Annotated in this window: 26 protein-coding genes and 2 tRNA genes; 15 read left to right on the top strand and 13 right to left on the bottom strand. The window is 42.0% G+C overall.

Features of this window, described 5'->3' with window-relative positions; genetic code table 11:
* Positions 1-321: 321 nt before the first annotated feature.
* Together IQ264_RS04365 and glpX are read right to left on the bottom strand one after the other, a co-directional pair.
* Positions 322-1,617, bottom strand: coding sequence for a glutamyl-tRNA reductase (locus tag IQ264_RS04365; RefSeq protein WP_193978971.1), 1,296 nt, complete (start codon positions 1,615-1,617; stop codon positions 322-324).
* Positions 1,618-1,878: 261 nt separating this feature from the next.
* Positions 1,879-2,916: a class II fructose-bisphosphatase gene (gene glpX, locus IQ264_RS04360; protein ID WP_193979002.1), complete on the bottom strand. Its 1,038-nt coding sequence runs from the start codon at positions 2,914-2,916 to the stop codon at positions 1,879-1,881.
* A gap of 283 nt (positions 2,917-3,199) precedes the next feature.
* Between glpX and IQ264_RS04355 the strand changes: the two genes are divergently transcribed.
* The 14 genes from IQ264_RS04355 (at position 3,200) to IQ264_RS04290 (ending at position 12,971) form a co-directional block, all read left to right on the top strand.
* On the top strand, positions 3,200-3,379 hold the full coding sequence (locus tag IQ264_RS04355; RefSeq protein ID WP_193978969.1) for a hypothetical protein: 180 nt from the start codon (positions 3,200-3,202) through the stop codon (positions 3,377-3,379).
* A 77-nt stretch (positions 3,380-3,456) separates the two neighbouring features.
* Positions 3,457-4,131 carry a Uma2 family endonuclease gene (locus IQ264_RS04350; RefSeq protein ID WP_193978967.1) on the top strand — a complete coding sequence of 225 codons (675 nt, stop codon included), beginning with the start codon at positions 3,457-3,459 and terminating at the stop codon, positions 4,129-4,131.
* 144 nt (positions 4,132-4,275) lie between these two features.
* Positions 4,276-6,789, top strand: coding sequence for a DEAD/DEAH box helicase family protein (locus tag IQ264_RS33625; RefSeq protein WP_193978965.1), 2,514 nt, complete (start codon positions 4,276-4,278; stop codon positions 6,787-6,789).
* 104 nt (positions 6,790-6,893) lie between these two features.
* Positions 6,894-7,316, top strand: coding sequence for a VOC family protein (locus IQ264_RS04340; protein WP_193978963.1), 423 nt, complete (start codon positions 6,894-6,896; stop codon positions 7,314-7,316).
* Between the two features lie 214 nt (positions 7,317-7,530).
* Complete coding sequence (gene grxC, locus IQ264_RS04335) at positions 7,531-7,845, top strand: glutaredoxin 3 (RefSeq protein WP_193978961.1); 315 nt, start codon at positions 7,531-7,533, stop codon at positions 7,843-7,845.
* A 73-nt stretch (positions 7,846-7,918) separates the two neighbouring features.
* Complete coding sequence (gene tadA, locus IQ264_RS04330; RefSeq protein ID WP_193978958.1) at positions 7,919-8,389, top strand: tRNA adenosine(34) deaminase TadA; 471 nt, start codon at positions 7,919-7,921, stop codon at positions 8,387-8,389.
* A 189-nt stretch (positions 8,390-8,578) separates the two neighbouring features.
* Positions 8,579-9,304 carry a lysophospholipid acyltransferase family protein gene (locus IQ264_RS04325; RefSeq protein WP_228061279.1) on the top strand — a complete coding sequence of 242 codons (726 nt, stop codon included), beginning with the start codon at positions 8,579-8,581 and terminating at the stop codon, positions 9,302-9,304.
* 551 nt (positions 9,305-9,855) lie between these two features.
* Positions 9,856-10,446, top strand: coding sequence for a hypothetical protein (locus IQ264_RS33815; RefSeq protein WP_413470331.1), 591 nt, complete (start codon positions 9,856-9,858; stop codon positions 10,444-10,446).
* A 53-nt stretch (positions 10,447-10,499) separates the two neighbouring features.
* Positions 10,500-10,736, top strand: a complete 237-nt coding sequence (locus IQ264_RS04315; protein ID WP_193978956.1) for a BolA family protein — start codon at positions 10,500-10,502, stop codon at positions 10,734-10,736.
* Positions 10,737-10,894: 158 nt separating this feature from the next.
* On the top strand, positions 10,895-11,218 hold the full coding sequence (gene grxD, locus IQ264_RS04310) for a Grx4 family monothiol glutaredoxin (protein WP_193978954.1): 324 nt from the start codon (positions 10,895-10,897) through the stop codon (positions 11,216-11,218).
* A 460-nt stretch (positions 11,219-11,678) separates the two neighbouring features.
* Positions 11,679-11,954, top strand: coding sequence for a ribbon-helix-helix domain-containing protein (locus tag IQ264_RS04305; protein WP_193978952.1), 276 nt, complete (start codon positions 11,679-11,681; stop codon positions 11,952-11,954).
* Positions 11,951-12,298, top strand: a complete 348-nt coding sequence (locus IQ264_RS04300) for a type II toxin-antitoxin system PemK/MazF family toxin (protein WP_193978950.1) — start codon at positions 11,951-11,953, stop codon at positions 12,296-12,298. Before IQ264_RS04305 ends, IQ264_RS04300 begins: the two co-directional genes overlap by 4 nt.
* A gap of 176 nt (positions 12,299-12,474) precedes the next feature.
* Positions 12,475-12,717: a type II toxin-antitoxin system Phd/YefM family antitoxin gene (locus IQ264_RS04295; protein ID WP_193978948.1), complete on the top strand. Its 243-nt coding sequence runs from the start codon at positions 12,475-12,477 to the stop codon at positions 12,715-12,717.
* Positions 12,714-12,971, top strand: a complete 258-nt coding sequence (locus tag IQ264_RS04290) for a type II toxin-antitoxin system VapC family toxin (RefSeq protein ID WP_193978946.1) — start codon at positions 12,714-12,716, stop codon at positions 12,969-12,971. The genes IQ264_RS04295 and IQ264_RS04290 overlap by 4 nt, the downstream gene beginning before the upstream one ends.
* Positions 12,972-13,019: 48 nt before the next feature.
* Here the strand turns inward: IQ264_RS04290 and IQ264_RS04285 are convergent.
* From IQ264_RS04285 to IQ264_RS04270, 4 genes are all read right to left on the bottom strand, one after another.
* A tRNA-Thr gene (locus tag IQ264_RS04285) sits at positions 13,020-13,091 on the bottom strand.
* Positions 13,092-13,102: 11 nt separating this feature from the next.
* Positions 13,103-13,184: transfer RNA gene (locus IQ264_RS04280), tRNA-Tyr, on the bottom strand.
* A gap of 101 nt (positions 13,185-13,285) precedes the next feature.
* A complete protein-coding gene (locus IQ264_RS04275) occupies positions 13,286-14,389 on the bottom strand; it encodes a hemolysin family protein (RefSeq protein ID WP_413470330.1) in 1,104 nt (367 codons plus the stop codon).
* A gap of 277 nt (positions 14,390-14,666) precedes the next feature.
* Complete coding sequence (locus tag IQ264_RS04270; RefSeq protein WP_193978942.1) at positions 14,667-16,490, bottom strand: ABC transporter ATP-binding protein; 1,824 nt, start codon at positions 16,488-16,490, stop codon at positions 14,667-14,669.
* A gap of 110 nt (positions 16,491-16,600) precedes the next feature.
* Between IQ264_RS04270 and IQ264_RS04265 the strand changes: the two genes are divergently transcribed.
* Positions 16,601-16,888 carry a DUF3493 domain-containing protein gene (locus tag IQ264_RS04265; RefSeq protein ID WP_193978940.1) on the top strand — a complete coding sequence of 96 codons (288 nt, stop codon included), beginning with the start codon at positions 16,601-16,603 and terminating at the stop codon, positions 16,886-16,888.
* Positions 16,889-17,303: 415 nt separating this feature from the next.
* On the opposite strand, the gene IQ264_RS04260 is transcribed toward IQ264_RS04265, so the two are convergent.
* The 7 genes from IQ264_RS04260 to rimP all read right to left on the bottom strand — a co-directional run bounded on the left by IQ264_RS04260 (position 17,304) and on the right by rimP (position 26,148).
* Entirely contained in the window at positions 17,304-18,983 is a 1,680-nt protein-coding gene (locus IQ264_RS04260) for a DUF1565 domain-containing protein (protein WP_322744593.1), read from the bottom strand.
* Between the two features lie 328 nt (positions 18,984-19,311).
* Complete coding sequence (locus IQ264_RS04255; protein WP_193978936.1) at positions 19,312-19,509, bottom strand: hypothetical protein; 198 nt, start codon at positions 19,507-19,509, stop codon at positions 19,312-19,314.
* A 76-nt stretch (positions 19,510-19,585) separates the two neighbouring features.
* On the bottom strand, positions 19,586-20,197 hold the full coding sequence (locus IQ264_RS04250; protein WP_228061277.1) for a low-complexity tail membrane protein: 612 nt from the start codon (positions 20,195-20,197) through the stop codon (positions 19,586-19,588).
* Positions 20,198-20,299: 102 nt separating this feature from the next.
* Positions 20,300-23,422 (bottom strand): translation initiation factor IF-2, encoded by a 3,123-nt coding sequence (gene infB, locus IQ264_RS04245; RefSeq protein WP_193978994.1) that lies wholly within the window; start codon positions 23,420-23,422, stop codon positions 20,300-20,302.
* A 434-nt stretch (positions 23,423-23,856) separates the two neighbouring features.
* On the bottom strand, positions 23,857-24,231 hold the full coding sequence (locus tag IQ264_RS04240; RefSeq protein WP_193978934.1) for a YlxR family protein: 375 nt from the start codon (positions 24,229-24,231) through the stop codon (positions 23,857-23,859).
* Between the two features lie 2 nt (positions 24,232-24,233).
* Entirely contained in the window at positions 24,234-25,532 is a 1,299-nt protein-coding gene (gene nusA, locus IQ264_RS04235) for a transcription termination factor NusA (RefSeq protein WP_193978932.1), read from the bottom strand.
* Between the two features lie 154 nt (positions 25,533-25,686).
* On the bottom strand, positions 25,687-26,148 hold the full coding sequence (rimP, locus tag IQ264_RS04230; protein ID WP_193978930.1) for a ribosome maturation factor RimP: 462 nt from the start codon (positions 26,146-26,148) through the stop codon (positions 25,687-25,689).
* Positions 26,149-26,277: the final 129 nt, after the last annotated feature.

Below are 26,277 nucleotides of genomic sequence, written 5' to 3'. Positions count from 1 at the left end.
CCTGAATTGGTATTACAAGGGGACTTAGAATCTCATTCCTCCCTTACCAAAAGGGACTTTGAATCTCATTCCCCCCTTGGTAAAGGGGACTTTGAATCTCGTTCCTCCCTTACCAAAAGGGAAGTTGAATCTCATTCCCCCCTTGGTAAGGGGGGTTAGGGGGGATTTGACTTGAGTAATTATTCAACTATTCTAATTAAAAATTTCTCTCCTGCCCCTAAAAACTATTTTAGATTTCAGATTTCAGATTTTCCAAACAAAAACCCGAAACCCAAAATCTAAAATTACTTGGTTATTAAACAATCAACTGACAACTTTCAGTTATACTGCCTCACCAGATTGAGTTTCCGTACTCAAATTAAACAGCAATTGCAGAGATTGCATGGCTCTGCGTCTTGCTTCAATATCCTGTTGTGCGCGTAACTGTACCATTGGATCGTGGAGAATTTTATTCACAATTCCCCTAGTCAACGCTTCAATTACTTCTTGATGTCTTTCAGCGAATTCAGTACCCAAACGAGAGAGAGCTTTTTCTAACTCTTGAGTCCGAATCGTCTCCATTTTATCGCGCAAACAGCTAATAGTAGAAACAGTTTCCAAACTGCGCCACCACATATCGAAAGCTGCAACTTCTTCCTCTAAAAGTGCTTCAGCTTCTTGCGCCATTTGTCTGCGAGTTTCCTGATTTTGAGCCACAACAGCCTTCAAATCATCCACATTAAAAGCGTGAACATGGGGGATTTCATTAACATCAGTAGCAACGTTGCGCGGTACAGAAATATCGAACAACATCAAAGAGCGACTACCATCCAAAACCTGCTCTAATTTAAAGCGATTTAAAATGGGTTCAGTTGCAGAAGTACTAGTAAAAACGATATCAGCAGCGGCAATTGCTGACATCATTTCTGATAGCGGATGTAAATGAATTTCTACTTCTTGAAACTGTTTAGCTAACTCTTGGGCACGTTGCATCGATCGATTCACAATGCAAATTTGTGTTGCACCTTTGCTGATTAAATGTTGTACCAAAAGGCGCGACATTTTCCCAGCACCCAAAATTGCTATCCGACTGGTAGCTAAAGCAGACATTTTGATTTGTGCTAATTCCACAGCAGCGGAGCTAATGGAAACAGCGCCAGTACCGATGTTAGTTTCAGTACGAACTCGCTTACCAGCAGTGATCGCTGCTTTCAGTAATTGATTTAAAATTCGTCCGATACCTTTGTACTGCTGACAAACTTTTTGGGTATTTTTCACCTGAGCCAGGATTTGTCCTTCTCCCAACACTAAGCTATCTAAACCAGCAGATACTCGCATTAAGTGCATGACAGCATCTTCATGCAACAAAATGAACAGGTGTCTTCTGAGTTCACCCATTGGTAATTTGCTGTAGTCTGAGAGAAACTGACGGACTTCAGAAATTCCTTGTTCGGTTTCTGAGAGTACTATGTAAATTTCCAGACGGTTACAAGTGCTGAGAATCGCAACTTCTTCAATATGAGGATAATTTTTCAGTTGCGCGATCGCACTTTCAGTCTGCGCTTCGGGAATGCTCAGTTTTTCACGAATTTCAACTGGTGCTGTTTTGTGACTAAGCCCTACTACTGCAATATTCATTTGCTAATGGTTAATTGCTAACGGCTAATTGTTAATTTGCTAGTTGGTAATTGGCTGATATTCTTATCTATTATCCATTACTGATTACCAATTACCTACTATTTTAAAAAATCAGGCAGCTGGAAAATCAGGCAGAAAACCCGAATATATTACAAGATAAAAAAGGAATAGGTAAAGTTTAGAAAAGAATCTTTACCTTTACCCTTCCCCTGGTTCCTCTACGACATCAGAAAAACAGAATTACTCCTTAATATCTGATGACTATCTCAATTGCAAATTCTTGGGATTATCGAACAAGTGAATTGTATCGACAAAGCGAGCTGTCTTCGATTGGGTAGAGATTACCAAGCTTTGAGTTCTTGCGCCACCGTGGAAGAAGCGCACCCCTTCCATTAAAGTTCCGGGAGTGATACCGCAAGCCGCAAACAACACCGTGTCGCCAGAAGCAAGTTCATCGGCATTGTAAACCTTGTCAGGGTCATTAATTGCCATTTCCTTCAAACGGGCAATATTACCTTCTCTGCTTTCACCGATTAAGCCAGTTTTCACAACTTCAGGATCGTAAATCAGCTGTCCTTGGAAGTGTCCACCCAAACAGCGCATCGCAGCCGCAGAAATCACACCTTCTGGTGCAGCACCAATACCCATCAAACAGTGAATATTGGTTCCTGCAAAAGCGCAGGAAATGGCAGCAGAAACGTCACCATCGCTAATTAAACGAACTCTAGCACCTGCTTTGCGAATTTCCTGAATTAGCTCCTTGTGACGGGGACGATCCATCACTACCACAACCAATTCTTCAACAGAACGGTTCAGGCACTCGGAAAGAATTTTGAGATTTTCTGTGGCTGACTTGTTAATATCTACATGACCAGCCGCAGCCGCAGGTGCAGCTAGTTTCTTCATGTAGAAGTCAGGCGCAGCAAATAAACCGCCTTTTTCGGAAATTGCTAACACTGCCATTGAGCCTGGTTGCCCATAAGCTACTAAGTTAGTACCTTCACAAGGGTCAACAGCGATGTCAATTTCTACTAATTCATCGGGGTTACAAAAATCTTTGGCATCTTCACGGGTGCAAATACCCACTTCCTCACCAATGTAAAGCATCGGGGCTTCATCACGTTCGCCTTCTCCGATGACAATGCGACCCCGCATATGTATCTTGTTCATCCGTTCCCGCATGGCTTCCACAGCCACTTCGTCGGCGGTGTTTTTCTCACCTTTACCCATCCAGTGAGAAGAAGCGATCGCCGCTTGTTCAACAACTTCAATAATTTCTAATCCGAGCGTACTTTCCAACACGGGGTCTGTCCTCCCAAGGCAAATTTTAGGCAATAGTTCGTCTGGCTCTAACAGTTTTCAAGTCTATCAGAGCGTGTATACCTCTGCTGAACCGTCTTTGTAATACCTCTGTAAAGTTTTGCTGCTAATGCCTGGTTTCCCGTTGACTCTAGCACCCCAAAGGTGTTGTCCTGCTATCTTTGATTTTAGGGACTGGCAACTGGGGAGTGGGTTCCTATTCTTAAGATAATGCCGGAAGACCCAACTGAGTAAAAACAAATTTGAAAAATTACTGTTTAACTTGGAAGAAATCCATTTAGACATAGAACGTTTGGCAAATCAATTGATTGATTTCGTAGAACAAAATGAATCAAAAGAAGAACTAGAAAGCATTTTTGAATCTTTTCAATATGGTTCAATTCCTCATATTACAGGGCATTTGGAAACTATAGAGGAGTTACTTGAAAAGAGTAATAATTAGATGTGGCGATCGATCGACATCAATCTTAACGAGATTTTGTTATCTTTGTTTTTAGTAAGGCTTTTATTCGGTATCCCATGACAGCACCAATTCAACCTCTGAGTCAGCAAAAGATTTTTTACCCCGAAAGCGACGATCAGCCAATGGCAGATAATACTAAACAATTCCGTTACATCGTGACAATTCAAGGTGGACTGGACTCGCTATTTAAAGATAATCCCGATGTTTTTGTTGCTTGCGATTTACTTTGGTATCCAGTTGAAGGAAATAATACTATTCGCCAAGCACCGGATGTAATGGTGGTGTTTGGTAGACCAAAAGGCGATCGAGGTTCTTATCAACAATGGCGCGAAAATAATATTGCGCCTCAAGTCGTTTTTGAAGTACTTTCCCCTGGTAATCGTTTCGGAAAAATGCTGAATAAATTTCGGTTTTACGAACGTTACGGTGTGGAAGAATACTATGTTTATGACCCAGATAACGGAAACTTGGAGGGATGGTTGCGAGCGGGTACAGAATTAAATGAAATTGACTTAATGGAAGGTTGGGTAAGTCCTCGTTTGGGAATTAGGTTTGCAGTAATAGAAAATAAATTGCAACTTTATCGACCTGATGGGCAAAAGTTTGCTAGTTATGTGGAGATCGATCGACAACGAGAATTAGCAGAACAAAGAGCAATCCAAGAAGCCCAACGTGCAGAAAGATTAGCAGAAAGATTGCGAAGTTTGGGCATAAATCCTGATGATGTTTGAGTGGGGAAAATTTGCGATCGACAGTTAGCTAAGTTTGTTGATAAGTATTTACTCGTAGTTTATTAAGTTTTGCTGCTGATGGTCTTGCTTTTCAATCTTCTCCGGTAGTAGGGGAAAACTAAGAGGAAAAGTCAGTATAAAAATATGTCACAGCAAACAGACAACAAATACCAGTGTACTTACCTTCTTGCCGAGGTGGAGAAACAGCCGAAAGAACCCGCAGCACACCAACACCAAGCTTTAACAAAGTTACAACAATGGTTTAAAGAGCAATCTAAATATAAACAATCTGGTGGTATTTTAGTTTTACCCACAGGTGGCGGAAAAACTCTCACAGCCCATCGCTTTCTCTGTACAAATCCGCTTCCCAATGGCTATAAAGTTTTATGGTTAGCCCATACTCACCATTTACTTGAGCAAGCTTTTTATAGTTTAGAGTCAGAAGTTAAACTAATACATCAAAAAAACAACAACAAAGAAAAGCTAAAAGTGCGTGTTGTTTCTGGTACAAAAGGACATTTTCGCCCCTGTCAGATTAAACCAAATGATGATTTTCTTATCTGCACTCTTCAAACGGTAACTCGCGCCCAACAAAACGAACTAACGCAACTAAAAGCTTTCCTCAAAGCAGCCGGAGATAAACTATTTGTTATTTTTGATGAGGCGCATCATTCACCAGCACCCAGTTATTACAGATTTATCAGTAAACTCCGTGAAGAACACCCAGGAATGTGCTTATTGGGTTTAACTGCTACCCCCCTTTATACAGATAAGAAAAAAAGCGGTCGTTTAGGGGAACTTTTTCCTCAAGATATTCTTTATCAAGTTAGTGCATCACAATTAATCGCAGATGGTATTTTAGCAAAACCAGAATTCAAATCTGCTCCGACAAAATTCACTCCAGAGTTTGATGAAAATAAGTATAAACAATGGGTGAGAGACTATCAAGACCTCCCGGAAGAGATTATTACTAAGTTAGCAGAAAACCGCGATCGCAATTCCTTCATTGCCAAAACTTATGCCCAAAATAAAGACCTTTACGGGAAAACGATTATTTTTGCCGATCGCTGGTTTCAATGCGAACAATTACGCGAGTTTTTAGAACAACAGAAAAAAGGCATCAAAGTCGGCACAGTTTATTCTCATATCGATGCCGACCCCGGTAATGCTGATGCTAGAAACAAACGCACCCAAGACGAAAACTCAAAAGTATTAGAAGCTTTTCGTAAAAATGAATTAGACGTATTGATCAACGTGCGAATGTTAACAGAAGGAACCGACGTTCCTAATGTGAATACCGTCTTTTTAACCAGACAAACTACCAGTAAAATTCTCCTAACTCAAATGGTAGGTAGAGCTTTACGTGGCCCAAGATTTGGCGGTACCGAGAAAGCTTATATTGTCTCTTTCATCGACGATTGGCAACAAGCAATTAACTGGGCACAATACGATCCACTTGATAATAGACCTACTTTAACTAATGAACAAAATCAATTACAAACACGAGCAATGAGACTTATCTCTATTGATTTGGTGCGTCGGTTAATCAGTCAAATGGACAGTGGTAATAATATCAACCCAGTTCCTTTTAGTACCTTCATGCCTATCGGTTGGTATAAAGTAGAGTTTAAGTCTTCAATAGCAGGTAGTGATGATAGCGAACCTGTGCAGCTTTTGGTAATGGTTTTTGAAAATGAACAGAAGATCTATCAACAATTTATTGAACATTTAAACCGAGCCAACCTAGATGAATTCTTAGATCCAAATGTTACCTTAGAAAACCAAATTCAACGTTTAGAAGGGTGGCAAAGGCTTTTCTTTTCTGCAAACAATCATATAGGAGGAGATTTACTTAAAAACCTTTTCCACATAGCACGTCATATTGCTGAGAATGGGGAAGAAACTCTTGACTGGTTTGATTTTGAACAACGGAAAGAACACGATCTTGACAAGATTGCTCAAGATTTTATAAATAAAGATTTTGGCCCTCTTACCGTAAGTTCAAAATTACAAGAAGAGTATGATAGAAGAGAGCGTTATTGGCAAATCATTTATAGCGATTTCATCTCCTTTAAATCCCACTATGATGCTTGTGTAAATCGGATTTTATTCCCACCTCCAGCTCCACCCCCACCTCTGCCCTCATCACCACCTCCACCTGACCCAGAACCATCGGAAGCAGTCAAAAAACAAGTGAAAGAAAGAGATAGTTATCGCTGTCTTTGTTGTGGAGAGGATAGTCGATATGTATTAGTAATTGACCATATTATACCCAGATATCATGGTGGTACTAACTCATTAGATAATTTGCAAACCCTTTGTCGTAAATGTAACAACTTGAAAAATATCCAGACAATTAACTTCCGCAAATATCAAACTACTTCAAAGGAACCAATAACGACTTTTCCTCAAATGGAAAAACTGATAAAAGAAGCGGGGGATAATCCCCAAGAATGGAAACAATTACTTCGGCGTAATATTAATTTCTTCTATCAGTGCAGCAGTGTAAAATCAATCGTCAAAAAGAAAGGTACTGCCAAGTTTATTTTAGAGGTTAACCTTGAAGATGGAATCGATCGCACTAGGGTAAAACCGCACATTGAAAAGTTAACGCAAGGGGCTAGTTCAATCCGAGAATGGGAAATTTTAATCAAATAACGGCGATCGATCTTTAGCTGCTAACTTGAATGTAAATTGAATAGCGATCGCACTCTATCCAGTATCTATTAAAATGGAATGCGATCGCTTAACTACATAACAACATGGTTGATATTGGACTTACACATATTGCCCTTCCTGTCTCAAACATTGAGCAAAGTATTGAATTTTACTCAACTTATGCTCAAATGCAGGTAGTTCACCGTCGCATTGATGCAAATGCAGGGGTAGCAGTCGCTTGGCTAAGTGACAATACTCGACCATTTGTAATTGTACTAATTCAAACTCAATCAGTGCAGCCAATTCTCTCTCCATTTGCCCATCTTGGAGTAGGTTGTAAAAGTCGGGAAGCAATGGATGTGCTGTGTAACAAAGCTCGTCAAGAAGGCATATTAGTTGAAGAACCCAAAGACTCAGGTTATCCTGTCGGATATTGGGCTTTCTTGCGCGATCCAGACGGTCATACACTAGAACTATCTTATGGGCAAGAAATAGGTCTGACTGTGGAAAAAGCAGCGAATGTCTAGTACAAAAAAACAGAAGAAAAGAAGACTTGTAAAAAGCTTGATGACATGATGATAATCATCTGCTAATAATACAATTTGAATGTAATTAATGCTTTCATTACATCAATCTTTAACTCACAAGATAAATCTAAATCCCCATCTGTGTTTATCTGTGTCCATCTGTGGATATCTGTGGTAAAAAATAGACACCCCCTCTAATTTCAGGAAACTCAAAATGTTAGACTTCCTCAACCCAATTTTAGGACGACACCCAGAAAACATCAAAGCAAACGTAGAAATTTATACTTGGCAAACTTGCCCTTATTGCATTCGTGCCAAAATGTTGCTGTGGTGGAAAGGCGTAAATTACACCGAATATAAAATTGATGGGAACGAAGAAGCGAGAAACCAAATGGCAGAACGCGCCAACGGACGCAGAACAGTTCCCCAAATATTTATTAATAATCAATACATCGGTGGATGTGACGACATTTACAAATTAGATACTGAAGCCAAACTAGACCCATTATTAACTCAACCAGCCGCATAAAACCAAAAAATTAGTCCGCGCAGGCGGACTTAGTTTGTGTAGCCCCAGATTTCAATCTGAGGGATTAAAAACAATGAACCCCTCAACCTACGAAACACACCAAAAATGGATGAGTCGCGCCATTGAACTCGCCCAAGCAGCAGGAGAGGCGGGAGAAGTGCCCGTAGGAGCAGTAATTATTGACGGCGATGGTAACTTATTAGCAGAGGCAGAAAACCGTAAGGAACGGGACAAAGACCCCACCGCCCATGCGGAAATTATCGCCCTGAGAACAGCCGGAAAAGCCTTGCAAGATTGGCATTTGAACCAATGTACTCTCTACGTTACTTTGGAACCATGTCCGATGTGTGCGGGTGCGATCGTCCAAGCTAGATTAGGAATACTGATTTATGGCGCAGACGATCCCAAAACAGGTGCAGTGCGTACAGTAGCCAACATTCCCGATAGTGCCTGCTCTAATCATCGCTTATCTGTAATCGCCGGAATTCTAGAATCAGCCTGTCGTCAACAGCTAAAATCTTGGTTTAAGCAAAAAAGACATTAGTCAGAAACAAACCACATAGTAAAAATAGCAGCACATCCTCTAAAAGACAGAAGATTTCTCTGTGAAGTCGATCGACAATCTTAAATCGAATGACAGCATTTTAACTGTCCCTACATCCGAGACAATTAAGCCAGAAAATTTTACGGTAGAAATTAGGATGATTAAATATATTTTCTAGCCATCTTTTGTATGATGACTCAACTTGATTCCTCCTCACGTTCATTAGCAACCATCACACCGACAAATACTACTTGTAAAGTTTCTCGTTGGGTAGCATCCCTGGCTTATCCCATCGGACGATATATTGTGCTTCCTGTTTATTTTGGGCAAATTTCTGTAACAGGTAGGGAAAATCTACCTAAAGAAGGGCCTTTAATTTTTGCTCCTACCCATCGTTCTCGCTGGGACCCATTTATGCTAGGCTATGCAGCCGGAAAAGATATTACAGGTCGAGACCTGCATTTTATGGTTTCTGCCAATGAAATGTTAGGAATTCAAGGCTGGTTTATCCGTTGCATGGGAGGTTTCCCCGTAGATACAGACCATCCCGGAATTAGCAGCATCCGTCAGGGAATTGAATTACTCCAAAATGAAAAAGTTTTAGTGATGTTTCCCGAAGGCAATATTTTCCGGGAAAACTGCATTCAGCCACTCAAACCAGGTTTTGCTCGGATTGCATTGCAAGCAGAAGCTAGTAAATCTAAATTGGGAATTCAAGTAGTTCCGATCGCCATCAAGTATAGTCAAGAAATTCCCCATCGCGGCTGCAATGTTGCCATTAACATCGGTTCTCCCCTCAAAGTAGCTGATTATCGCGGCGATAATGTCAAACGCAGCGCCCAGCGTTTAACAGAAGATTTGCAAGCTTCCCTAAGTAAGCTTTATGAATGCCCTCTGAATCAAAGCCTGAGTTAAACATAAGTATTTTTGAGCGTCGCCAAACCAAAAATTGTTCAGGTTGTTACACTCAAATCTCAACCTGATTCGACCTGGTAATGTTAATATACTCCGAAGTTAATATCCATCCTAGATTTCTGCAAAGAAAAAAAGCTGAATTCATGGTGTTTCCTGCAAATGTTCGCTTCTCTCGCCTTAGCGGTTTGACTTCTCTAGCACTTATAGCAGCTTTTAGTTTGCCTTTATCAGTAAGTGCCCAAACAGAACAACCCGCTACTCCCACATCTCCTCCCCCAGCCCAGCCTTTGGAAGGGACAGATGCTAACCAATTACGTCCTCTCAGTCAAGATAACACTGTACTAAGCTTGCCTGGGGGTCAGAGACTAATGGCTGAAGCCAGTAGTGCGGTTTCTGCCCAAAATTATGACTTAGCAGTGAAGAAACTTCAAGAAGCTCGCCAGGTTTTTAATCAGTTATCTAATTTTTATCAAGAACTGGCTGGTAGTTTTTCGGGAATTGATAATCGCATTTCAGATAATCTACGAAAAAACGCGGTAGATAATGCCCAAATGCGAGATGAAGCTAGCTATCAATTAGCATTGGTTCATCGGGCGCAAAATAAACCAGAATTAGCTGTGCCTTTACTGGTACAAGTTATTAAATCGCAAAATCCGACACGAGAGTTAGGAAAGAAGGCTTATGAAGCACTAACTCAAAGTCAAGATAACAATGTACTAAGCTTGCCTGGAGGTCAACAACTCATGACTGAGGCTAGTAGTGCAGTTTCTAACCAAAATTATGACTTGGCGGTGAAGAAACTCCAAGAAGCTCGCCAAGTTTTTAATCAGTTATCTAATTTTTATCAAGATTTGGCAGCTAGTTATTCGGGAATTGACAATACCATTGCGGATAGCCAACGAAAAAATGCTGTAGAGACTGCCCAAAAACGGGATGAAGCTACCTATCAATTAGCATTGGTTCATCGGGCGCAAAATAAACCAGAATTAGCTGTACCATTGCTGGTACAAATTATTCGATCGCAAAATCCGACACGAGATTTAGGAAAAAAAGCTTATCAGCAATTGTTTGAACTGGGTTTTGTGGATTCTCCTTATCCGAGAAGTAGTAGCGATCGCCAACCTACTTCATCAAACCAATAATTCATTTACACTAAAAACAAACTGTCAAAATTTTTTTACGTGAGAGGAATTGAATGATTAGCCCAGAACAGGTTAAGGCGATGATTGTGGCAGAAATGCCTGATGCCCAAGTGGAAGTGCAAGATTTGACTGGTGGTGGAGATCATTATCAGGTAAGTGTCGTTTCTTCATTGTTCGCAGGTAAAGGGCTAGTTCAACAGCATCAAATGATATACGGTGCCCTGAAACAGGCTATGTCTACTGAAGCTATCCACGCCTTAGCACTGAAAACTTCTACCCCAAAATCTTAATCTGTAGCTTGGTTTGCTTGACCAAGCTGGATGTTATCGTTACACTAACTTTGTTAATGTAGAATTTACATCCACTAGGGCACAACCCAACGCAAGTTGTAACATTCTAATTAAAGCGATCGCATAGAGCGTTAGCTGCGCGAACTTACTAAACAACTATGACACCAGAACTCAAAGACCGGATTGATAAGTTAATCCAAGAAAATAAGGTTTTAGTATTCATGAAGGGCAACAAACTCATGCCCCAGTGCGGTTTCTCTAACAATGTAGTGCAAATTCTCAACTCATTGGGAGTACCATTCCAAACTGTAGATGTGTTAGCCGATCCTGAAATCCGTCAAGGAATTAAAGAGTATTCTAACTGGCCTACTATTCCCCAAGTTTACATCAATGGTGAATTCGTTGGTGGCTCAGATGTGATGATTGAGCTTTTTCAAAATGGTGAGTTGCAACAAAAGGTAGAAGTTGCCCTCGCATCCTAATTCTGTGATTAATTAATTCAGTATTCCCTTTAACTAACTGGGATTTAATTTATAAAAACGTCTACAACCTTTAAGGCAAACTTTTGTGTTGTAGGCGCTTTTATTTTAATTATTGTTAACTCAAGTTGCTTATTTAGTGAGGCAGTAGAAGATTTGCTTTTAATGAGCTTAGAAAAGTGGCTGGCATAGTCAGAATATTTACAGCCAAATATCAAAAAAATTTCCGAATTAGAGCCAGAGGTAATTAATAAATATTAGAAATTGGATATCAGAAAATAGCTATATATGTTGATTTGAATGGTATTCCGCAGCGATGCTCCCGCATTATCGCTTTTTCCAAACAAGATGGGGATGTGCGATACGCAATTCTTTCAGGCTACGCCAATGTCACTGACCAAGGTTTTTAAGTTATGCTTAAGTTGATGCTATTATCAACATCAATTTAAACATCAAGATAGTTATGCAAAATCAGACTGTCCGCACCACAATAACTCTACCTGCGGAACTTTTAGCCGCAACAGATAGGATAGTCAGCCAAGGAAAAGCCAAGAGTCGCAATGAGTTTGTAGCGCAAGCACTTCTACATGAGCTTGAAGCACTCAAACGAGCAGAAATTGATGCTGAACTGATTGAAATGACACAAGACCCGGATTATCAAGCTAAAGTGTTACAAATGGAGGCTGAGTTTGGGGTAGCGAGTTGGGAAGCCTTCCAATTGGGAGAATCAGCAGAATGAAACGTGCAGAAGTTTATGATGCTCGACTTGAACCTGTTGAAGGTTCTGAACAAGGGGGAACTCGTCCTGTCATCATCGTTAGTCGAGATGCAATTAATACGTATAGTCCTGTAGTTTTGGCTATTCCCTGCACTACTTATCAAACTGGTAAACGAGTTTATCCTACACAGATATTAATTGCTGCGCCAGACGGTGGATTAACTAATGATTCGATCGCGATGGCAGATCAGGTAAGGGTGTTATCTAAAACTCGCTTACTGAGTTTACGAGGAATGCTTAGTAATGAAGCAATAATTTTGCTGAATCAAGCTTTGTTAATTGCGTTGGATTTGCCCGGTAAATAGATTAAAAAAGCGATATGCCTACGGCAGGCTACGTCAACGCATAAAAGCAGAAAATCTAGAGTGCGATATACAATCTTGGTAGGCTACGCCAACGCATTTTGGGTAAAGATAGAAAGTAAATGGGGAAAAAGTGTTATCTTAAATCTTAGATAAGTTGCTGATTTTGGCAAATTAATATGACTGCAGTGCAAAAAACAATAGATGTGAGTGTTGCACAAATGAGTGTACAACAATTATTAAATCTTATTGATGAAGGAACAGAAATTTTACTGACAGATAGCGGGAAACCATTAGCTCGTATAGTTCCAATTATGGAACAAAATGCACCAAGAATAGCCGGGTTACATCCTGGTGCAATATCAACAAGTAATGATTTTGATGAACCATTACCAGAAGAATTTTGGACAGCAGGTGCATGAAATTATTGTTTGATACTCATACTTTTATTTGGTGGGATAGTCAGCCGAATAATCTCTCACAAACAGCTTTGACACTGTTGCAAGATAGGTCAAATATTTTGCTCCTGAGTGTAATCAGTATTTGGGAGATGCAAATTAAGTTACAGCTAGGTAAATTAACACTAAATCGCTCTTTGTTAGAAATTATTGAAAATCAGCAACAAACTAATCAAATAGTGTCGATTGCCACATTATTTGTCCGCGTTGACAAATAATGTGGCAATCGACAGCCTGAAACCTTTGCTGTATCTTAATTCTTAAAAAGCCCGTGACGAGGATTGAACTCGTGACCTCACCCTTACCAAGGGTGTGCTCTACCACTGAGCTACACGGGCATCGTGGAAGGTGGGCCGAGCTGGATTTGAACCAGCGTAGGCATAGCCAGCGGATTTACAGTCCGCCCCCATTAACCACTCGGGCATCGACCCGTTTGATCCACGATTATTTATAGTAGCACTCAAATTTTTGGTTGACAAGGGGTTGGAGCAAATTTTTTCTGTGTTGATTCTCTGACAAAAAAGAGTCTGGTTTAAAGGCGCGACAGCTTACTTTTACCAACACTGACTCTGGGGGGAATGTCACTCTCATCATAAATTTCTCCCACCAACTCTTCGAGGATATCTTCCAAGGTGATTAAACCCACTGTTCCCCCGTACTCATCGACTACGATCGCCAAATGCAACCGCGTCTGTAGCATCTCTTTGAGTAAACTGGGGACTCGCTTAGTTTCTGGAACATAGAAAGGAGAGTCCATTGCTGCTGTTACCAATGCTTTAGAACAATCGTCTTTTTGGCAATTGTTGAGATGTTGCAATGCCCGTTTCAGGTGAACCACTCCCACAATTTCATCTTTGGAATCTTCCTGTACAGGAATGCGGGAAAAACCTGTTTCTAAGCAAAGATTTACCAACTCTTCTAATGTTGCTTTATGGGAGATTGTCCGCATCTCAATTCTAGGTTTAACTACATCACGGGCAATTAAATTGTCTAGCGTTAAAGCTTTAGTTAATAACTGATGCTTATCTAAATCCAAGTAACCCTTACCGCCCAAAACTTCAATCATCAGTTGAAGATCTCTTAAAGATTCTCCTTCAGGAACGCTACCTCTTTCAAACAGGCGAATTACACTTTGGGCAATGTTTTGAAATAGATAAATTACAGGGGATAAAGGAATGGAAAGCCAGTAAACTGGACGCACTGCTAACCTAAAAATTGGCATAACATGAGTAATTGCCAAGGATTTAGGCGTTACTTCCCCAAAAATTAGCACTAAAAAGGTGACAACCGCTGTTGCAATTCCTATACCTGCATTACCTAACCAAAGAGCAAACAGGTTACTCGTCAGAATAGCGGAAAAATTATTTACCAGATTATTACCAATTAAAAGAGTGGTGATAAACTTGGCACGGTTTTCTAGTACTAAGGTAAAAATCTTCCGGGGATCTCCTTGTTCCTTGATAAAGGCTCGGAGTTTAAAATTGTCTAATCCAGTAATTGCGGTTTCTGCACCAGAAAAAAATGCTGATAACAACAGCATGATTACCAAGGCTGATACATCAAGCCAAATATTCCCTAACAGGGGGCCACTTTCAGTGGTAGTTAGTAAGTAAGACTGATTGGATATGAAAATCACTGGTTGCTAAGGAAGGAAAAAGGCATTTACTCCATCCTGATTTGATTTTCTTTTCTACCTCACGGAAGAAGAAAGGAAGTACAGGGGAATCAGCGCAATGGAGGAAACGGTATAATTCAGTATTGCAGCAGGGGAGGTAGAATCTCCCTGGACTGGTTCCCAGGTTGTTGAACCTGGGAACGAAAAACAGGGGCTGCTAGCCTCTTGGTGCAAGATCTGAGTAAAAGATAAAAGGAAAGCTTTGCTTTCTTTCACCTTTTATTTTTACCTTTTTAACCTAAATTAGCTCACCTGTTTCTTGCAGTGAGTGGAGACGATGATAAATCCCTTCTTGGTGTAATAGTTCGCTGTGTGTACCAACTTCAACTATTTGACCTTGGTCTAAGACAATGATTTTATCTGCTTCCCGAACGGTGCTGAGTCGGTGGGCAATAATTATGGTGGTACGGGTGCCTAAGATACTTCGCATTGCTAGCTGGATCGATCGCTCAGATTCATAATCCAAACTAGAAGTTGCTTCATCAAAGATTAACACATCGGGATTGACTAACAGCGCCCTGGCAATTCCTAACCGCTGTCGTTGTCCACCGGAAAGTCTGACACCTCGTTCTCCAACAACTGTATAGTAACCTTGGGGCATTTCCTCAATTACTTCGGTAACTCTGGCGATGCGACAAGCTTCTTCTACTTCGGCAAATGTGGCGTTGGGATTACCATATTTGAGGTTATCGAGGATTGTTCCGTTAAAGATATCTACTTCTTGGTGGACGATCGCTAATCTGCGTCGGTAAGCTGTAACATCAAGGTTGCGAATGTCTTCTCCGTCGATTAAAATTTGCCCTTGTGTAAGTTCAAAATACCGAAACAGTAGCTTGACTAAAGTAGATTTTCCTGAACCAGAACGCCCAACTAAAGCTACAGTTTGATAGGGTTCAATGAGCAGGTTAATGTTTCGCAGGACTAAGCGATCGCTAACATAGCCAAAACTCATTTTGCTGAACTCTATTTTACCTGTAAACTGATAGCTATTAGTCGGAAGCAAACTCTTTCCCGATGATATTAAATCAATTGTATCTTCGCCAGATGGTTGCTGAATAAATTCATGAAACCTCAGCATCGAAGCATAGCGCCGCGCAAATACTTCTGCTAATTGACTAATCGGTTCTAACTCGGCATAAGCCATGCTAGAAATAGTTAAAGTTGTGACAAAATGCCCTAAAGAAATTTTTCCCCCCACTGTAGCAGCCAAGGTCAAACCTAACACCATAAACACGAAGAATTGAATCACAGTCCTTTGCCAAGTATTTAACTTGACGTAACTTATGTGGATTCGGTAATCAACTACTTTCAATTCTCGATCGAGGCGTTCATTTTGTCGCTTTAATTCTCTTGGTTCGGTCGCAAACGCTTTGACTGTCTTGATATTTGTGATAATTTCCGAAGTGCGGCTTTCAGTATTTTCTATATACTTATCTAGCCGTTCTTCTTTTTTCATTATCTCTTGCAAATTTTTCATGCTAAATCCCAGAATTAGCAGAAAAGACAGCAAAAATAGAATAGCGATTCGCCACTCTATTAAACAAATAATCACAAAAATTCCCAAAACTCTAGCGAGTTTGGGAATTAATTGTCCGGCAACTTCTGGATAAGTCCATGTATGATTAGTAATGCCTCTGGCAACTCTTCCGGCAATGCGACCAGGGTTGTTTTCGTCATAAAATTCTAAGGGTAAGGTGAGGATTTTTTCTAAGGCTTTCTGGGAATTATCCCGCCGAGAACGGAGGGCGATTTCCCAATGAAACCAAGAAGTAAACCAAGGTTGAATTGGTGCTCTGACTACCGTGACAAAAAAGATGATTGCTAACAACACACTTAGGGATAAAATCTTACTTGCAGGTATCCCCGTCAGAGTGGCTACTGCTGCGATCGCTGTTTGCAATGGGCCATCTAAACTCTGTCCAGATAGCACGTTTAAAATTTGCCCAATGGTATAAGGAACCATTAGGTCAACAATCTCAAACACACTCGTAGCGGTAATGCTGAAAAGTGCGATCGTCCGATAAGGACGAAAATATCCGACGACATCTGCAAATTTTGCCATGTCTTGGCTTGTTAACGACAACCACACCCAGTCTTTCCATAAAATCTAACTGGGCTGTTTGTATTATAGTTGTATTATAAAACTTCGGCGGCTGATAAATCTAAAATCTCATGGCTACACCAAAACCCCCCACCCCAGAAAAATACGCCCGACTCAAAGAAGAGATCAAAGCCCCTTATCGCGGGTTAAGACAGTTTATTTATATAGCTTTCGGCGCTTCAGGACTCATTGGTGCTGTAGTGTTTTTGTCCCAACTAGCCGCAGGTCGAGAAGTTGACACAGCCCTGCCTAATTTTGCCCTGCAAGTGGGTATATTAGCTTTAATGGTGTGGCTGTTCCGTTTAGAACAAAGAGCCGCCAAAAAATCCCAGGAGAAAAAAGCCAAGCGTGATTTGTAATCTAAATCAAGGGATTAATTCTTAAAACACTCTAAAGATTTTTATAAATTTTGCTAAGGTAACGTATAAGCAAAATAAATTTACAAAAAGTAACAATTCAAGAAACTTGGTAAGAAATATAAAAAAAACATTAACAATTTTAGGATTTCGCGATATTGCTGTCACAATAAAGGTGTCTGAAACGGGGTCAGCCTATATAAAGACCCTGACTATAAAAACCCCCCCGGACATAAATACCGGGTTTTAAATGGGGTCAGCCTATATAAAGACCCCTAAGCTAAAAAAACTGACAGCTTTTTAAAGTCAGAATAAAGAACCAGCCCCAGAAGTTACTGCGGCTGGTTCTTTATTTTCGTTGTAAACACTTCAGTGTTTCCTAGCCAAAGAGAAACACTGAAGTGTTTACAACGAACGATTATTGTCCTCCTGCTTCTGATGGCGCATTAGAGGAAACGGTTACTATGTAAGGGGAAACAATGGCTTCCGCACGTCCTGCATTTACCATTGCCTGATATACAAAAGCAGCAACATCAGCCCTAGTGACAACTTGGTTGGGATTTAACTGACTTTGTTCTGGGTAATTTACCACCAACTTTTGGTTAGTGGCAGCGGCAACAGCTGAAACGGCGTAACTAGGAATTTGAGCAGCATCTTTATAAAAAGTCAGCACAGAAGTATTACCACTAGGCAGTTTCAAACCAGTTGCTAAAGCGACTAACGCTTGAACTCTGGTAATTTGTTGTAGAGGTCGGAAATTGCGCCCATCGCCAGATAAAAACCCACCTCGATAAGCAGCTTGAATTGCTGGAAAAGCCCAAAAATTATTTTTCACATCAGCAAAAGTTATGCTGGGGCGCTGTGGTGTAGGGGCAAAAGCTTTTTGAATAATTACGGCAAATTGGGCGCGGTTGACTGGTTCGCTGGGACGAAATGTTCCATCTTCATAACCAGTTAAAATACCTTTAGCAGCAAGGGCTTCAATATAAGGTTTTGCCCAGTGTCCTTCAATATCTGAAAAAGCGGCATTAGTTCCGCCAGTGGGAGGTTTTACTGTTGCAGCGACAAAATTGACTCGCCCAGAAATGCGACTGCGGTTAATATCATTACCGATCGCCAAAATGGTAACTGTAGAAGTAGCATTTTGAAGGTCGAATTTTGCATTATTGCGAATAATATTATTTCCTGGTTCAGTCTCCGTTCCCAAATCAGGTTGAGCATTAATTGTGGCTACAATACCAGCACGGGCATTATTTTGAATTACATTACTCCGCAACACCGGACGGGCAGAATCATTAATATAAATGCCATCAGTATTTTGTAGAATGCGATTTTCGGCAACTAATGGAGAAGATGTACCGCCAATAGCAATACCAAAACCCGTACTTTGAAACTGATTACGCAGAATTCGCCCTCTAGCAGCACGCGCCACAGAAATTCCATTACCATCATTGCGGATAAACAGGTTATTTTCAATTGTGGGATTAGCTTCACCAGTAACAAATATTCCTTCCCGTTTACTATCACTAAAAGTACTATTAGCAATAGTCGGATTGCTCGATTCAATCCACACACCTGTACCCCGTTTAATCGGGTTAGTTACAGTTACCCCGCGAATCTCAGATTCACTTTCCGCTATAATTGTGACGTTTTGACCTGCAAAAGTCGGACTCAGATATTTACCACCACCAAGAATCACAATACTCTGACCTCTAGTGGCATCATTCCCCCGTAAAATTACGCCACGTTTGACGGTTAAGGGGAAAATTTCGCCAGTTTGCGAGGTGTAAGAACCTGGTGCTAACTGAATTACTGTTCCCGGTTGCGCTTGTTGGAGAGCAAATGTAATAGTGCGATAAGGTGCCGCTTGATTGCCAGCACCAGCACTATCATTGCCTGTTTGCGGATTAACGTAAATAATATTGGCAGTCGCAGGTGCAGTAATTTGAGTTGGTTGTTGGGAGATTAACTGAGGGTTTGCCCCAGCGGGAAGTAAAATTAATCCACTAGAAGCAGAAAGCAAGAATGCAGCTAATCCAGCTTTTAGGGTTTTAGTAGATTGGATGGATTTAGTAAAATTGTGGTTCAAAATAGTCACCAGATTGATATGAGAAGCCAAGTGTTTACTAATTTTCGGATATTTTGAGTACTACTTTTTTATACTTGGGACAGATGAAAGTTATCTATAGAGGTTTGTAGCTGTTTGTTTACCACATTCAAGGCTCTATCTGCAAGGGTCATAAGTCATAAAATTTGTAGTTATAAGTTATTTTTAAATAAAAAGACTGCTGCTCTAAAAGCAGCAGTCTTTAGCATTGAGGAACTAATGCAGTGCAGCAGAAATAACCAACTCAGTTGAATCAAGAAAAGCCTTCTTTCCTTAGAATACTCTGCCTTCCTGCACTAATTGGTTGAAAGCGATCAATTTAATAAGCTAATGTTTCTAAAGTTTCACGTAGATACCGACGCACTCGATAATCAAGGCTGGTATCATCTCGATCGACTTGTTGCTCATATTGCCAACGCTCAAAACCAGAGCAAGAAGCGATCGCTTCTTTGAGGTTGTCCCAGACTTGAGCATCATTAATATCTTGAATGTTTGATGCAGCAGGTTGTTTAGCCATAACTATCACAAAGAGGAATAACAGATTAGGTGGATGAGGTAGACTTAGTATCTTCTATTGTGAATGAATTTGAATTTTAGCTTAGTGTTTTTGACGACAATTTTTTAGGTAAAATTCTGTCTACTTGAAAACCTGCGATCGTAAAATCGGCAGGAATTCTTTCCACTGGGTAAGGTTCTGTAGTCGCAAATTCTGATTCTTTGGTAAGTAACACCCCCAAAACACTCAAAGGAATCTGAAAAAACAGATTAGCTAACAGAAAAGCGACTCCGGCAACTAACAAACCAACAATTCGCCATGATGGTGCTAAAGGTGGGATTCCCGCTGCCACAGGAGCCACACTATAAATTTGCCACAGCACCCAGAGTAAAAACAATGGTGCTGCTATTGCTCCTACCTTTTCTAAAGGGCGTTTAAATAAACTCAAAATCTTTCTTTGTTCAACAGTTAGTACTTCTGGCTTGAGAGCTACTACCAAAATACAGAAAATATTAAAGGGTTTGACCAACTGCATCCACAAAATTGGCGCAATACCAATAATGGCAATTAAACTAAATTCCAACCAAACTGGCAATACAGGATCGCCGATCGCTAAAGACAGCAGTAGTATTCCTAACCAAATTGGGAAAGCTGCTATTCCAGCCAAATGAATCCAGATGAAAGGCTCAGACCAAAAAGAACGGATCATAATTTATGAGTTTCGAGTATTAAGTTATGAGTTTTAACTTAGTAAGTTAACTCAAAACTTATAACTCAAAACTCATAACTATCTAAAACTTTACACTTTCAGCTAACTGCCAGTCAAAGTACGGCGTTTTGTCACCATGCGGTAAGCCTCGATAATGTCACCTTCTTGCCAGTCGTTGAACTTATCGATCCCAACACCGCACTCAAATCCGGCATTGACTTCTCTAGCATCTTCCTTCATCCGTTTCAAGGAATCCAAAGAGCCTTCGTAAATCACTTGGTTATTGCGGCGTACCCGCACTTTACAGTTACGGATCACCTTGCCAGATTGAATATAACAACCAGCAACCGCACCTCGACCCACAGGGAAGACAGCCCGGACTTCCACCTGACCAAGGGGTTCTTCCACCAATTCTGGTTCCAGTAAGCCTTCCATCGCTCCTTGGATATCTTCCAAGAGTTTGTAGATGATGTTGTACTCGCGGACATCAATACCTGCTTGGTCGGCAGCTTGGCGTGCGCCACTAGCCAGGGTAGTGTTGAAGCCAATAATTACAGCATTACTAGCTGCGGCTAGGTCAACGTCTGTCTGCGTAACTTCCCCTGGTGCAGCTAACAGGATACGAATTTGTACCTGATTTTGCGGCAGTTGTTGTAATGAGCCGATAATTGCTTCTAGAGAACCTTGAACATCTGCTTTCAAGATCAAGTTGAGTTCTTTAAGTTCTCCTTCTTGAGCTTGAGCCGAGAGGGTAGTCAGAGTCACACCGCGCATCAAGCGAGATTGCCGTTGTTCTTCGGCGCGTGCTTCGGCAGTTAGTCTAGCTTTCTTTTCATCTTGGTAGACTTCAAACTCATCACCTGCTGCCGGAACGTCACCCAAACCTAAGACTTCTACGGCGAAGGAAGGAGTTGCGGCATCGACACGCTGACCGCGATCGTCAATCATTGCTCGAACTTTACCAAAGGCCGATCCTGCTACTAGGATATCACCAACTTGTAAAGTACCATTTTGGACTAACAGGGTAGCCACTGGCCCTCTAGATTTATCCAGGTTAGCTTCAATTACAGTACCTTTAGCTGCCCGATTCGGGTTAGCCAATAGGTTTTCATCTACTTCAGCAATCAGCAGAATCATTTCCAGCAGTGTATCCAAGTTTTCTTTTTGGATGGCACTCACAGGCACCATAATCGTGTCACCGCCCCATTCTTCTGGGACTAGAGCAAATTCGGTTAATTCTTGTTTAACGCGATCGGGCTGTGCTTCTGGTTTATCAATCTTGTTAATTGCCACCAAAATTGGCACTTCCGCAGCTTTGGCGTGACTAATTGCTTCAATTGTCTGTGGTTGTACCCCATCATCAGCAGCTACTACTAACACAGCAATATCTGTTACCCTGGCTCCCCGCGCCCGCATTGCAGTAAAGGCTTCGTGACCAGGAGTATCCAGGAAGACCACTTGTTGAGTTTCGCCGTTATGCTGAACATCTACGTGGTAAGCACCAATATGCTGGGTAATGCCGCCTGCTTCTCCCTGAGCCACTTTGCTAGCTCGGATCGCATCCAACAAGCTGGTTTTACCGTGGTCTACGTGACCCATGATGGTAACTACTGGAGGACGACGCTCTAGGTATTCCAGGTCTTCAGCATCAATCATCTCGCTACCTTTAGTAGCTTCCGATTGCTTCTGAGCAGTTTCTACTTCTACACCCAGTTCGGTTGCCACCATCGTTGTGGTAGCCATATCCAGATTTTGGGTCAGATTAACGGCTATTCCCTTCATGAATAACTTTCTGATGATTTCCGTTTCTGCGATTCCCAAAGCTGCGGCTAGTTCCTGCACGGTCATATTGCCCGTCAATACTAGCTTTTGCGGACGTTCTGGTGCTGCTTCTTCACGATTGCGCCTATTATTTGCGGCTCGACTAGCACTTCCTCCATCTCGTGAAGGTTTAGTTCTGGCTGTTGGTAAAGTAGCAGCTGGTACGGGTTGAGATGGTTTGGCAGCTTTCGGCTTTGGTGGACGAGCTACAGACAAACTGACTTGAATCGCCGGAGCTAAAGCATCGAGTTCTGGATCGTCGAAATCAATTTCGTCTTCATCAATGATTTGCTTGCTGCGTTTACCCTTACCAGCCAGTTTGGCAGCCTTTTGCGGTTGTTCTTCTTCCTCTTCTTCCCATTTCTTTTTCTTCGGTGCTGTCCTGGGCGGTATTGCAACAGGCCGCTTCAGTTCTTTATCTGCCTTACTGCGCGGTTTGACATCTAAATCTTCATCTATTACTGCGGTTTCTATATCTTCTTCACCTACAGTTCTCCCTGGAGATTTCTGTGCTGCTGGCGCAGTTGGTCTGACTGGCGGTTTAGGGCGTTGCAGTTCTGGTATTGCTGGGAGCGGTGCCGCAGCAGAAGCTCGATTTGGTTTTTCACCTGTAGGGGCAACTTTTTCGGGTCTTTCTTGCCGATCCCTTGTTTGCCCTACTGGTTTGAGTTTTTTCCGGGGTTGCTCGCTCTTAGGTTGGTCTGCCTTTGGCTGCTCAACTGTCTGCGCTTTTTGCGGTTGTTGAGGTTGAGGCCGACTTGGTGTTGGCAGCGGCGTGTTAGGGCTAGTCGCACTTGGTCTGGACGGTGGTTCAACTAGTTTGGGTTTTTGTGCTACCGGAGGCGTGACGGGTGGATTCTGTAATTGTTTGAGTTTACCATCCGGTTTATCATCCGATGTTTCCGTATCCGTATCTGCTTCTTTAGCGATCGTCTCCGGTTGGGGATTGGGACGTACTGGTTTGTTCGGCGCTGTCGGTTTTACGGATGACTGCGTTGGCTGATTGTTCACTGGCGATTTGGGGGGGATTGCCACTGTTGCCCCCTGCGGCTTGCCTGGGTTGTTTGAGATCTCCTGATGCTGGCGAATTCCTAAAATCTGTTGTTTTTTGGGAGCACTAGGTTTAGCTCCCGAACCGGGCGCATTAGCGCTAAGTTGTAAGTTGGGGTTATTTCTGGAACCTGATGTTGAGACGCGATTCATTACCTCTTTAGTTGGAGAAGAATGCTGAGCGGTGTATTTTTCCGCAGCTAAGGAGCGAATGCGTTCTGCATCCGCGTCTGGAATGGTGCTGCTATGGCTTTTTACCGGAATTCGCAGCTGGTCGCAAATAGCAAGGATATCCTTATTTTCCAAATTCAATTCCCGTGATAACTCGTAAATTCTGACTTTGCCGTTGTTCATCCACGCTTTCCCCTTGAATCCTACCAGTGGTAACTCTCTTTTGAGCCACTGTTTTTGATAGTTGTTTACATCATTGGAACGCTGCCTCCTTTGGCGGTGTTCAAATAGTGTTGGTGCTGCCAAGGAAAAACCAGTTTGGCTTTTTACTTGACTCTGGCTCCTGAGATAAGTTAATAAATCAGATCCAACTTCTAAAGTAGTTGTTTTTGCCTCCGTCCGTCAAATAGCCGGATTGCTCCAAGGCGATTCGCTTTCCGCTTCACACCCACTCTTCTAATCTTGCACCAAATTTTTCTTAAATGTGATTGTTATGGCTGATTATTTAACTCCATTTGTTGTTTAATTATGACTTTTACTATTCTGGCACCCATTACCCAGGCATGAGGTAACTGATTTTCCGGGAAGAATGGCTCCAAGGGAAAAAAGGCTCAAGGTTAATTTTCTTGTTGTTCCCTAGTCTCCTTGTCCCCTGGTCTCCTTGTCCATTTGTCCCAGTAGCCATCATCTATTGCCGAATCGGATGCTGATAGTTTTGGGGTTGTAGGATTCGCTTGTACAGGCTGATTGGATAAACGTTGCCATAAGGCTTGATATAGCTCTGGGGGTACGGTTGCTCTTAATGTCTTACCTAAGCGATTTTTTTTCTGGGCTGTTTCCAGGCAGGTTGCTTGGGGACAAAGATAGGCCGATCGCCCCATGCCCTCATCTAATTGTACCTGCCGGGATGGATAGACTCTCACAATCCGCCAAAAATTTGACTTTAAATCTACCTTTCGGCAACTGATACAACGTCGATAGTTAGGTTTCACTCTTATTCTTCATCTTCTGGCACAGATGTCTCTTCATCGTAGTCTGTTTCTTCTGCGTCGCCATCCAAGCTGTAGATTCTGATGCTATCTTCTCTCTCGGCATCAATGCTGGCTGCTTGTCCTTTAGCTAATGCCTCAGCAATTTTTTGGTCTTCTGCCGCTGCGTCGTACTTGGCAATATCTTTAATATCGATTTTCCAACCAGTTAAACGGGCTGCTAAACGAACGTTCTGCCCTTCTTTGCCAATAGCTAAACTTAGTTGATCTTCGGTCACGAGAATGTGAGCTTGCCGACCTTCAGGGTTAACCAACCGCACTTCTTCCACTCTAGCTGGACTGAGGGAATTTTGAATGTAGGTAGCTGGGTCTGGCGACCAGCGAATTACGTCGATTTTCTCTCCCCGCAATTCGTTAACTACTACTTGAATCCGGGAACCTCTAGCGCCGATGCAAGCACCTACCGGGTCTACGTCTCTTTCTAACGTATCTACTGCTATTTTAGTCCGAGGGCCAAGGGAACGTGAGGGCGGATTAGCCTCCCTAGCTACGGCGACTATCCGTACCACTTCGTCTTCAATTTCTGGGACTTCGTTGGCAAAGAGGTAAACTACTAATCCGGCAGATGCTCTGGATACTAGCAGTTGTGGGCCTCTTTGCGGGCCTTCCCGAACTTTTTTCAGGAATACTTTAAAGGTGGCGTTGGCGCGGTAGTTGTCGTTGGGAAGCTGTTCCCGTTTGGGTAGTTCGGCTTCGACTTCTGGTTGACCAAAGTTACTGCTGACAGCGAGGATTACTGATTGCCTTTCAAATCGCAAGACTCTGGCTTGTAAAACTGTTCCTTCTAAGTCTTGGAATTCTTCTTGAATCAACTTTCGTTGCTGATCTCGCAGTTTTTGGGAGAGTACTTGTTTGGTTTGGATCGCTGCCATGCGCCCAAATTCGCCTTGGTCTGGTGTTACATCTAATACTACGGTGTCGCCTAGTTGGGCTTCTTCTACAACTTCTTTAACTTCTTCAAGGGCTATTTCGTGATCGGGGCTGCTGAGTTTTTCTTTTTCCACAATACTTTTAGTGGCGAGAACTCGAAAGCCTTCTTCTTCTACGTCTAGTTCGACTTCTAAGTTGTCGAAGTAGTTGTCGTCGAAGTGCCGTCGATCCATGTTTTGTGTGCGTCGATAACGTTCGTATCCTTTAAGAAGTGCTTCCCGCAGTGCTTCTTTAACGGAATGTTTGGGTAAGTTACGTTCTCGACTAATACTTTCTATTAAGTCTTTTAGTCCTGGTAATTTAACGATCGTCACAAGTAAAAAGCCTCCGATTTATTTGTTTTTCCGAGGTGACACTCTGGTGGGTGAATTTTAGATTGGCGATATGCAATCGATTCCCCAACTTTCATTTAGCGACCGTATATGTACGATCAAAAATCGAAAATCGGCAATCTAAAATCGAAAATTGCTACTCTTTCTCTTCCAGTTGCACCCTAGTAATCAAGGGGCGGGGAATGGCGAAAGCCCGTCCTTTTTGGTTCAAGTAAACTGATGCGTCATCTCGCTTGATCAGTTTTCCTCGCCACTCACTCTTGCCTTCATAAGGTTCAGATGTATTGACGAGTACTGTAAATCCTTTAAAGGAGATAAACTCTCTATCGCTGGATAGATGGCGAGAAATTCCCGGACTGGAAATTTCCAGTACATAAGCGTCTGGAATTACGCCTGTGGCATCTAAACTGGTTTCTAAAGCCCGACTCATCCGTTCGCAGTCATCTAAACTAGTGTCTTGCACAGGATTACGAATGTCTACTCGCAACACGGGAGGGCTTTGGTTGGTATGAAATACTACGCCCACAACTTCTAAGCTTAAGGCTTCAGCGATGGGGTTAGCGATTTCGATAATTTGTGGTACTAAGGGATGAGTCATCCGTCAACTCCAATAAAAAAAGTGGGGCAAATACCCACTTCCCATGAAAGAATTTTTCCTTCTACAAAATCCCACGGTTGACTTCCGAGGATTAGGGGAACCGATTACTTAAGGGAGGGTTTTGCTGAG

Source organism: [Phormidium] sp. LEGE 05292 (assembly GCF_015207735.1).
In the GTDB taxonomy this organism is placed as follows: Bacteria; Cyanobacteriota; Cyanobacteriia; order Cyanobacteriales; family Aerosakkonemataceae; genus Floridanema.
The sequence above is the reverse complement of the archived record's forward strand: the minus strand, read 5'-3'. Positions and strand labels throughout refer to the sequence as shown.

What these genes read in the sequence shown, in the direction of transcription:
- IQ264_RS04365 (WP_193978971.1), bottom strand. Translation starts at nt 1,617, where the DNA reads ATGAATATTGCAGTAGTAGGGCTTAGTCACAAAACAGCACCAGTTGAA.
- IQ264_RS04295 (WP_193978948.1), top strand. Translation starts at nt 12,475, where the DNA reads ATGACTGCAGTGCAAAAAACAATAGATGTGAGTGTTGCACAAATGAGT.
- IQ264_RS04290 (WP_193978946.1), top strand. Translation starts at nt 12,714, where the DNA reads ATGAAATTATTGTTTGATACTCATACTTTTATTTGGTGGGATAGTCAG.
- IQ264_RS04340 (WP_193978963.1), top strand. Translation starts at nt 6,894, where the DNA reads ATGGTTGATATTGGACTTACACATATTGCCCTTCCTGTCTCAAACATT.
- grxD (WP_193978954.1), top strand. Translation starts at nt 10,895, where the DNA reads ATGACACCAGAACTCAAAGACCGGATTGATAAGTTAATCCAAGAAAAT.
- tadA (WP_193978958.1), top strand. Translation starts at nt 7,919, where the DNA reads ATGAACCCCTCAACCTACGAAACACACCAAAAATGGATGAGTCGCGCC.
- IQ264_RS04255 (WP_193978936.1), bottom strand. Translation starts at nt 19,509, where the DNA reads ATGGCTAAACAACCTGCTGCATCAAACATTCAAGATATTAATGATGCT.
- IQ264_RS04270 (WP_193978942.1), bottom strand. Translation starts at nt 16,490, where the DNA reads ATGGCAAAATTTGCAGATGTCGTCGGATATTTTCGTCCTTATCGGACG.
- IQ264_RS04325 (WP_228061279.1), top strand. Translation starts at nt 8,579, where the DNA reads ATGATGACTCAACTTGATTCCTCCTCACGTTCATTAGCAACCATCACA.
- rimP (WP_193978930.1), bottom strand. Translation starts at nt 26,148, where the DNA reads ATGACTCATCCCTTAGTACCACAAATTATCGAAATCGCTAACCCCATC.
- IQ264_RS33625 (WP_193978965.1), top strand. Translation starts at nt 4,276, where the DNA reads ATGTCACAGCAAACAGACAACAAATACCAGTGTACTTACCTTCTTGCC.
- infB (WP_193978994.1), bottom strand. Translation starts at nt 23,422, where the DNA reads ATGAACAACGGCAAAGTCAGAATTTACGAGTTATCACGGGAATTGAAT.
- IQ264_RS04305 (WP_193978952.1), top strand. Translation starts at nt 11,679, where the DNA reads ATGCAAAATCAGACTGTCCGCACCACAATAACTCTACCTGCGGAACTT.
- IQ264_RS04315 (WP_193978956.1), top strand. Translation starts at nt 10,500, where the DNA reads ATGATTAGCCCAGAACAGGTTAAGGCGATGATTGTGGCAGAAATGCCT.
- IQ264_RS04350 (WP_193978967.1), top strand. Translation starts at nt 3,457, where the DNA reads ATGACAGCACCAATTCAACCTCTGAGTCAGCAAAAGATTTTTTACCCC.
- IQ264_RS04250 (WP_228061277.1), bottom strand. Translation starts at nt 20,197, where the DNA reads ATGATCCGTTCTTTTTGGTCTGAGCCTTTCATCTGGATTCATTTGGCT.
- IQ264_RS33815 (WP_413470331.1), top strand. Translation starts at nt 9,856, where the DNA reads ATGCGAGATGAAGCTAGCTATCAATTAGCATTGGTTCATCGGGCGCAA.
- grxC (WP_193978961.1), top strand. Translation starts at nt 7,531, where the DNA reads ATGTTAGACTTCCTCAACCCAATTTTAGGACGACACCCAGAAAACATC.
- IQ264_RS04265 (WP_193978940.1), top strand. Translation starts at nt 16,601, where the DNA reads ATGGCTACACCAAAACCCCCCACCCCAGAAAAATACGCCCGACTCAAA.
- IQ264_RS04300 (WP_193978950.1), top strand. Translation starts at nt 11,951, where the DNA reads ATGAAACGTGCAGAAGTTTATGATGCTCGACTTGAACCTGTTGAAGGT.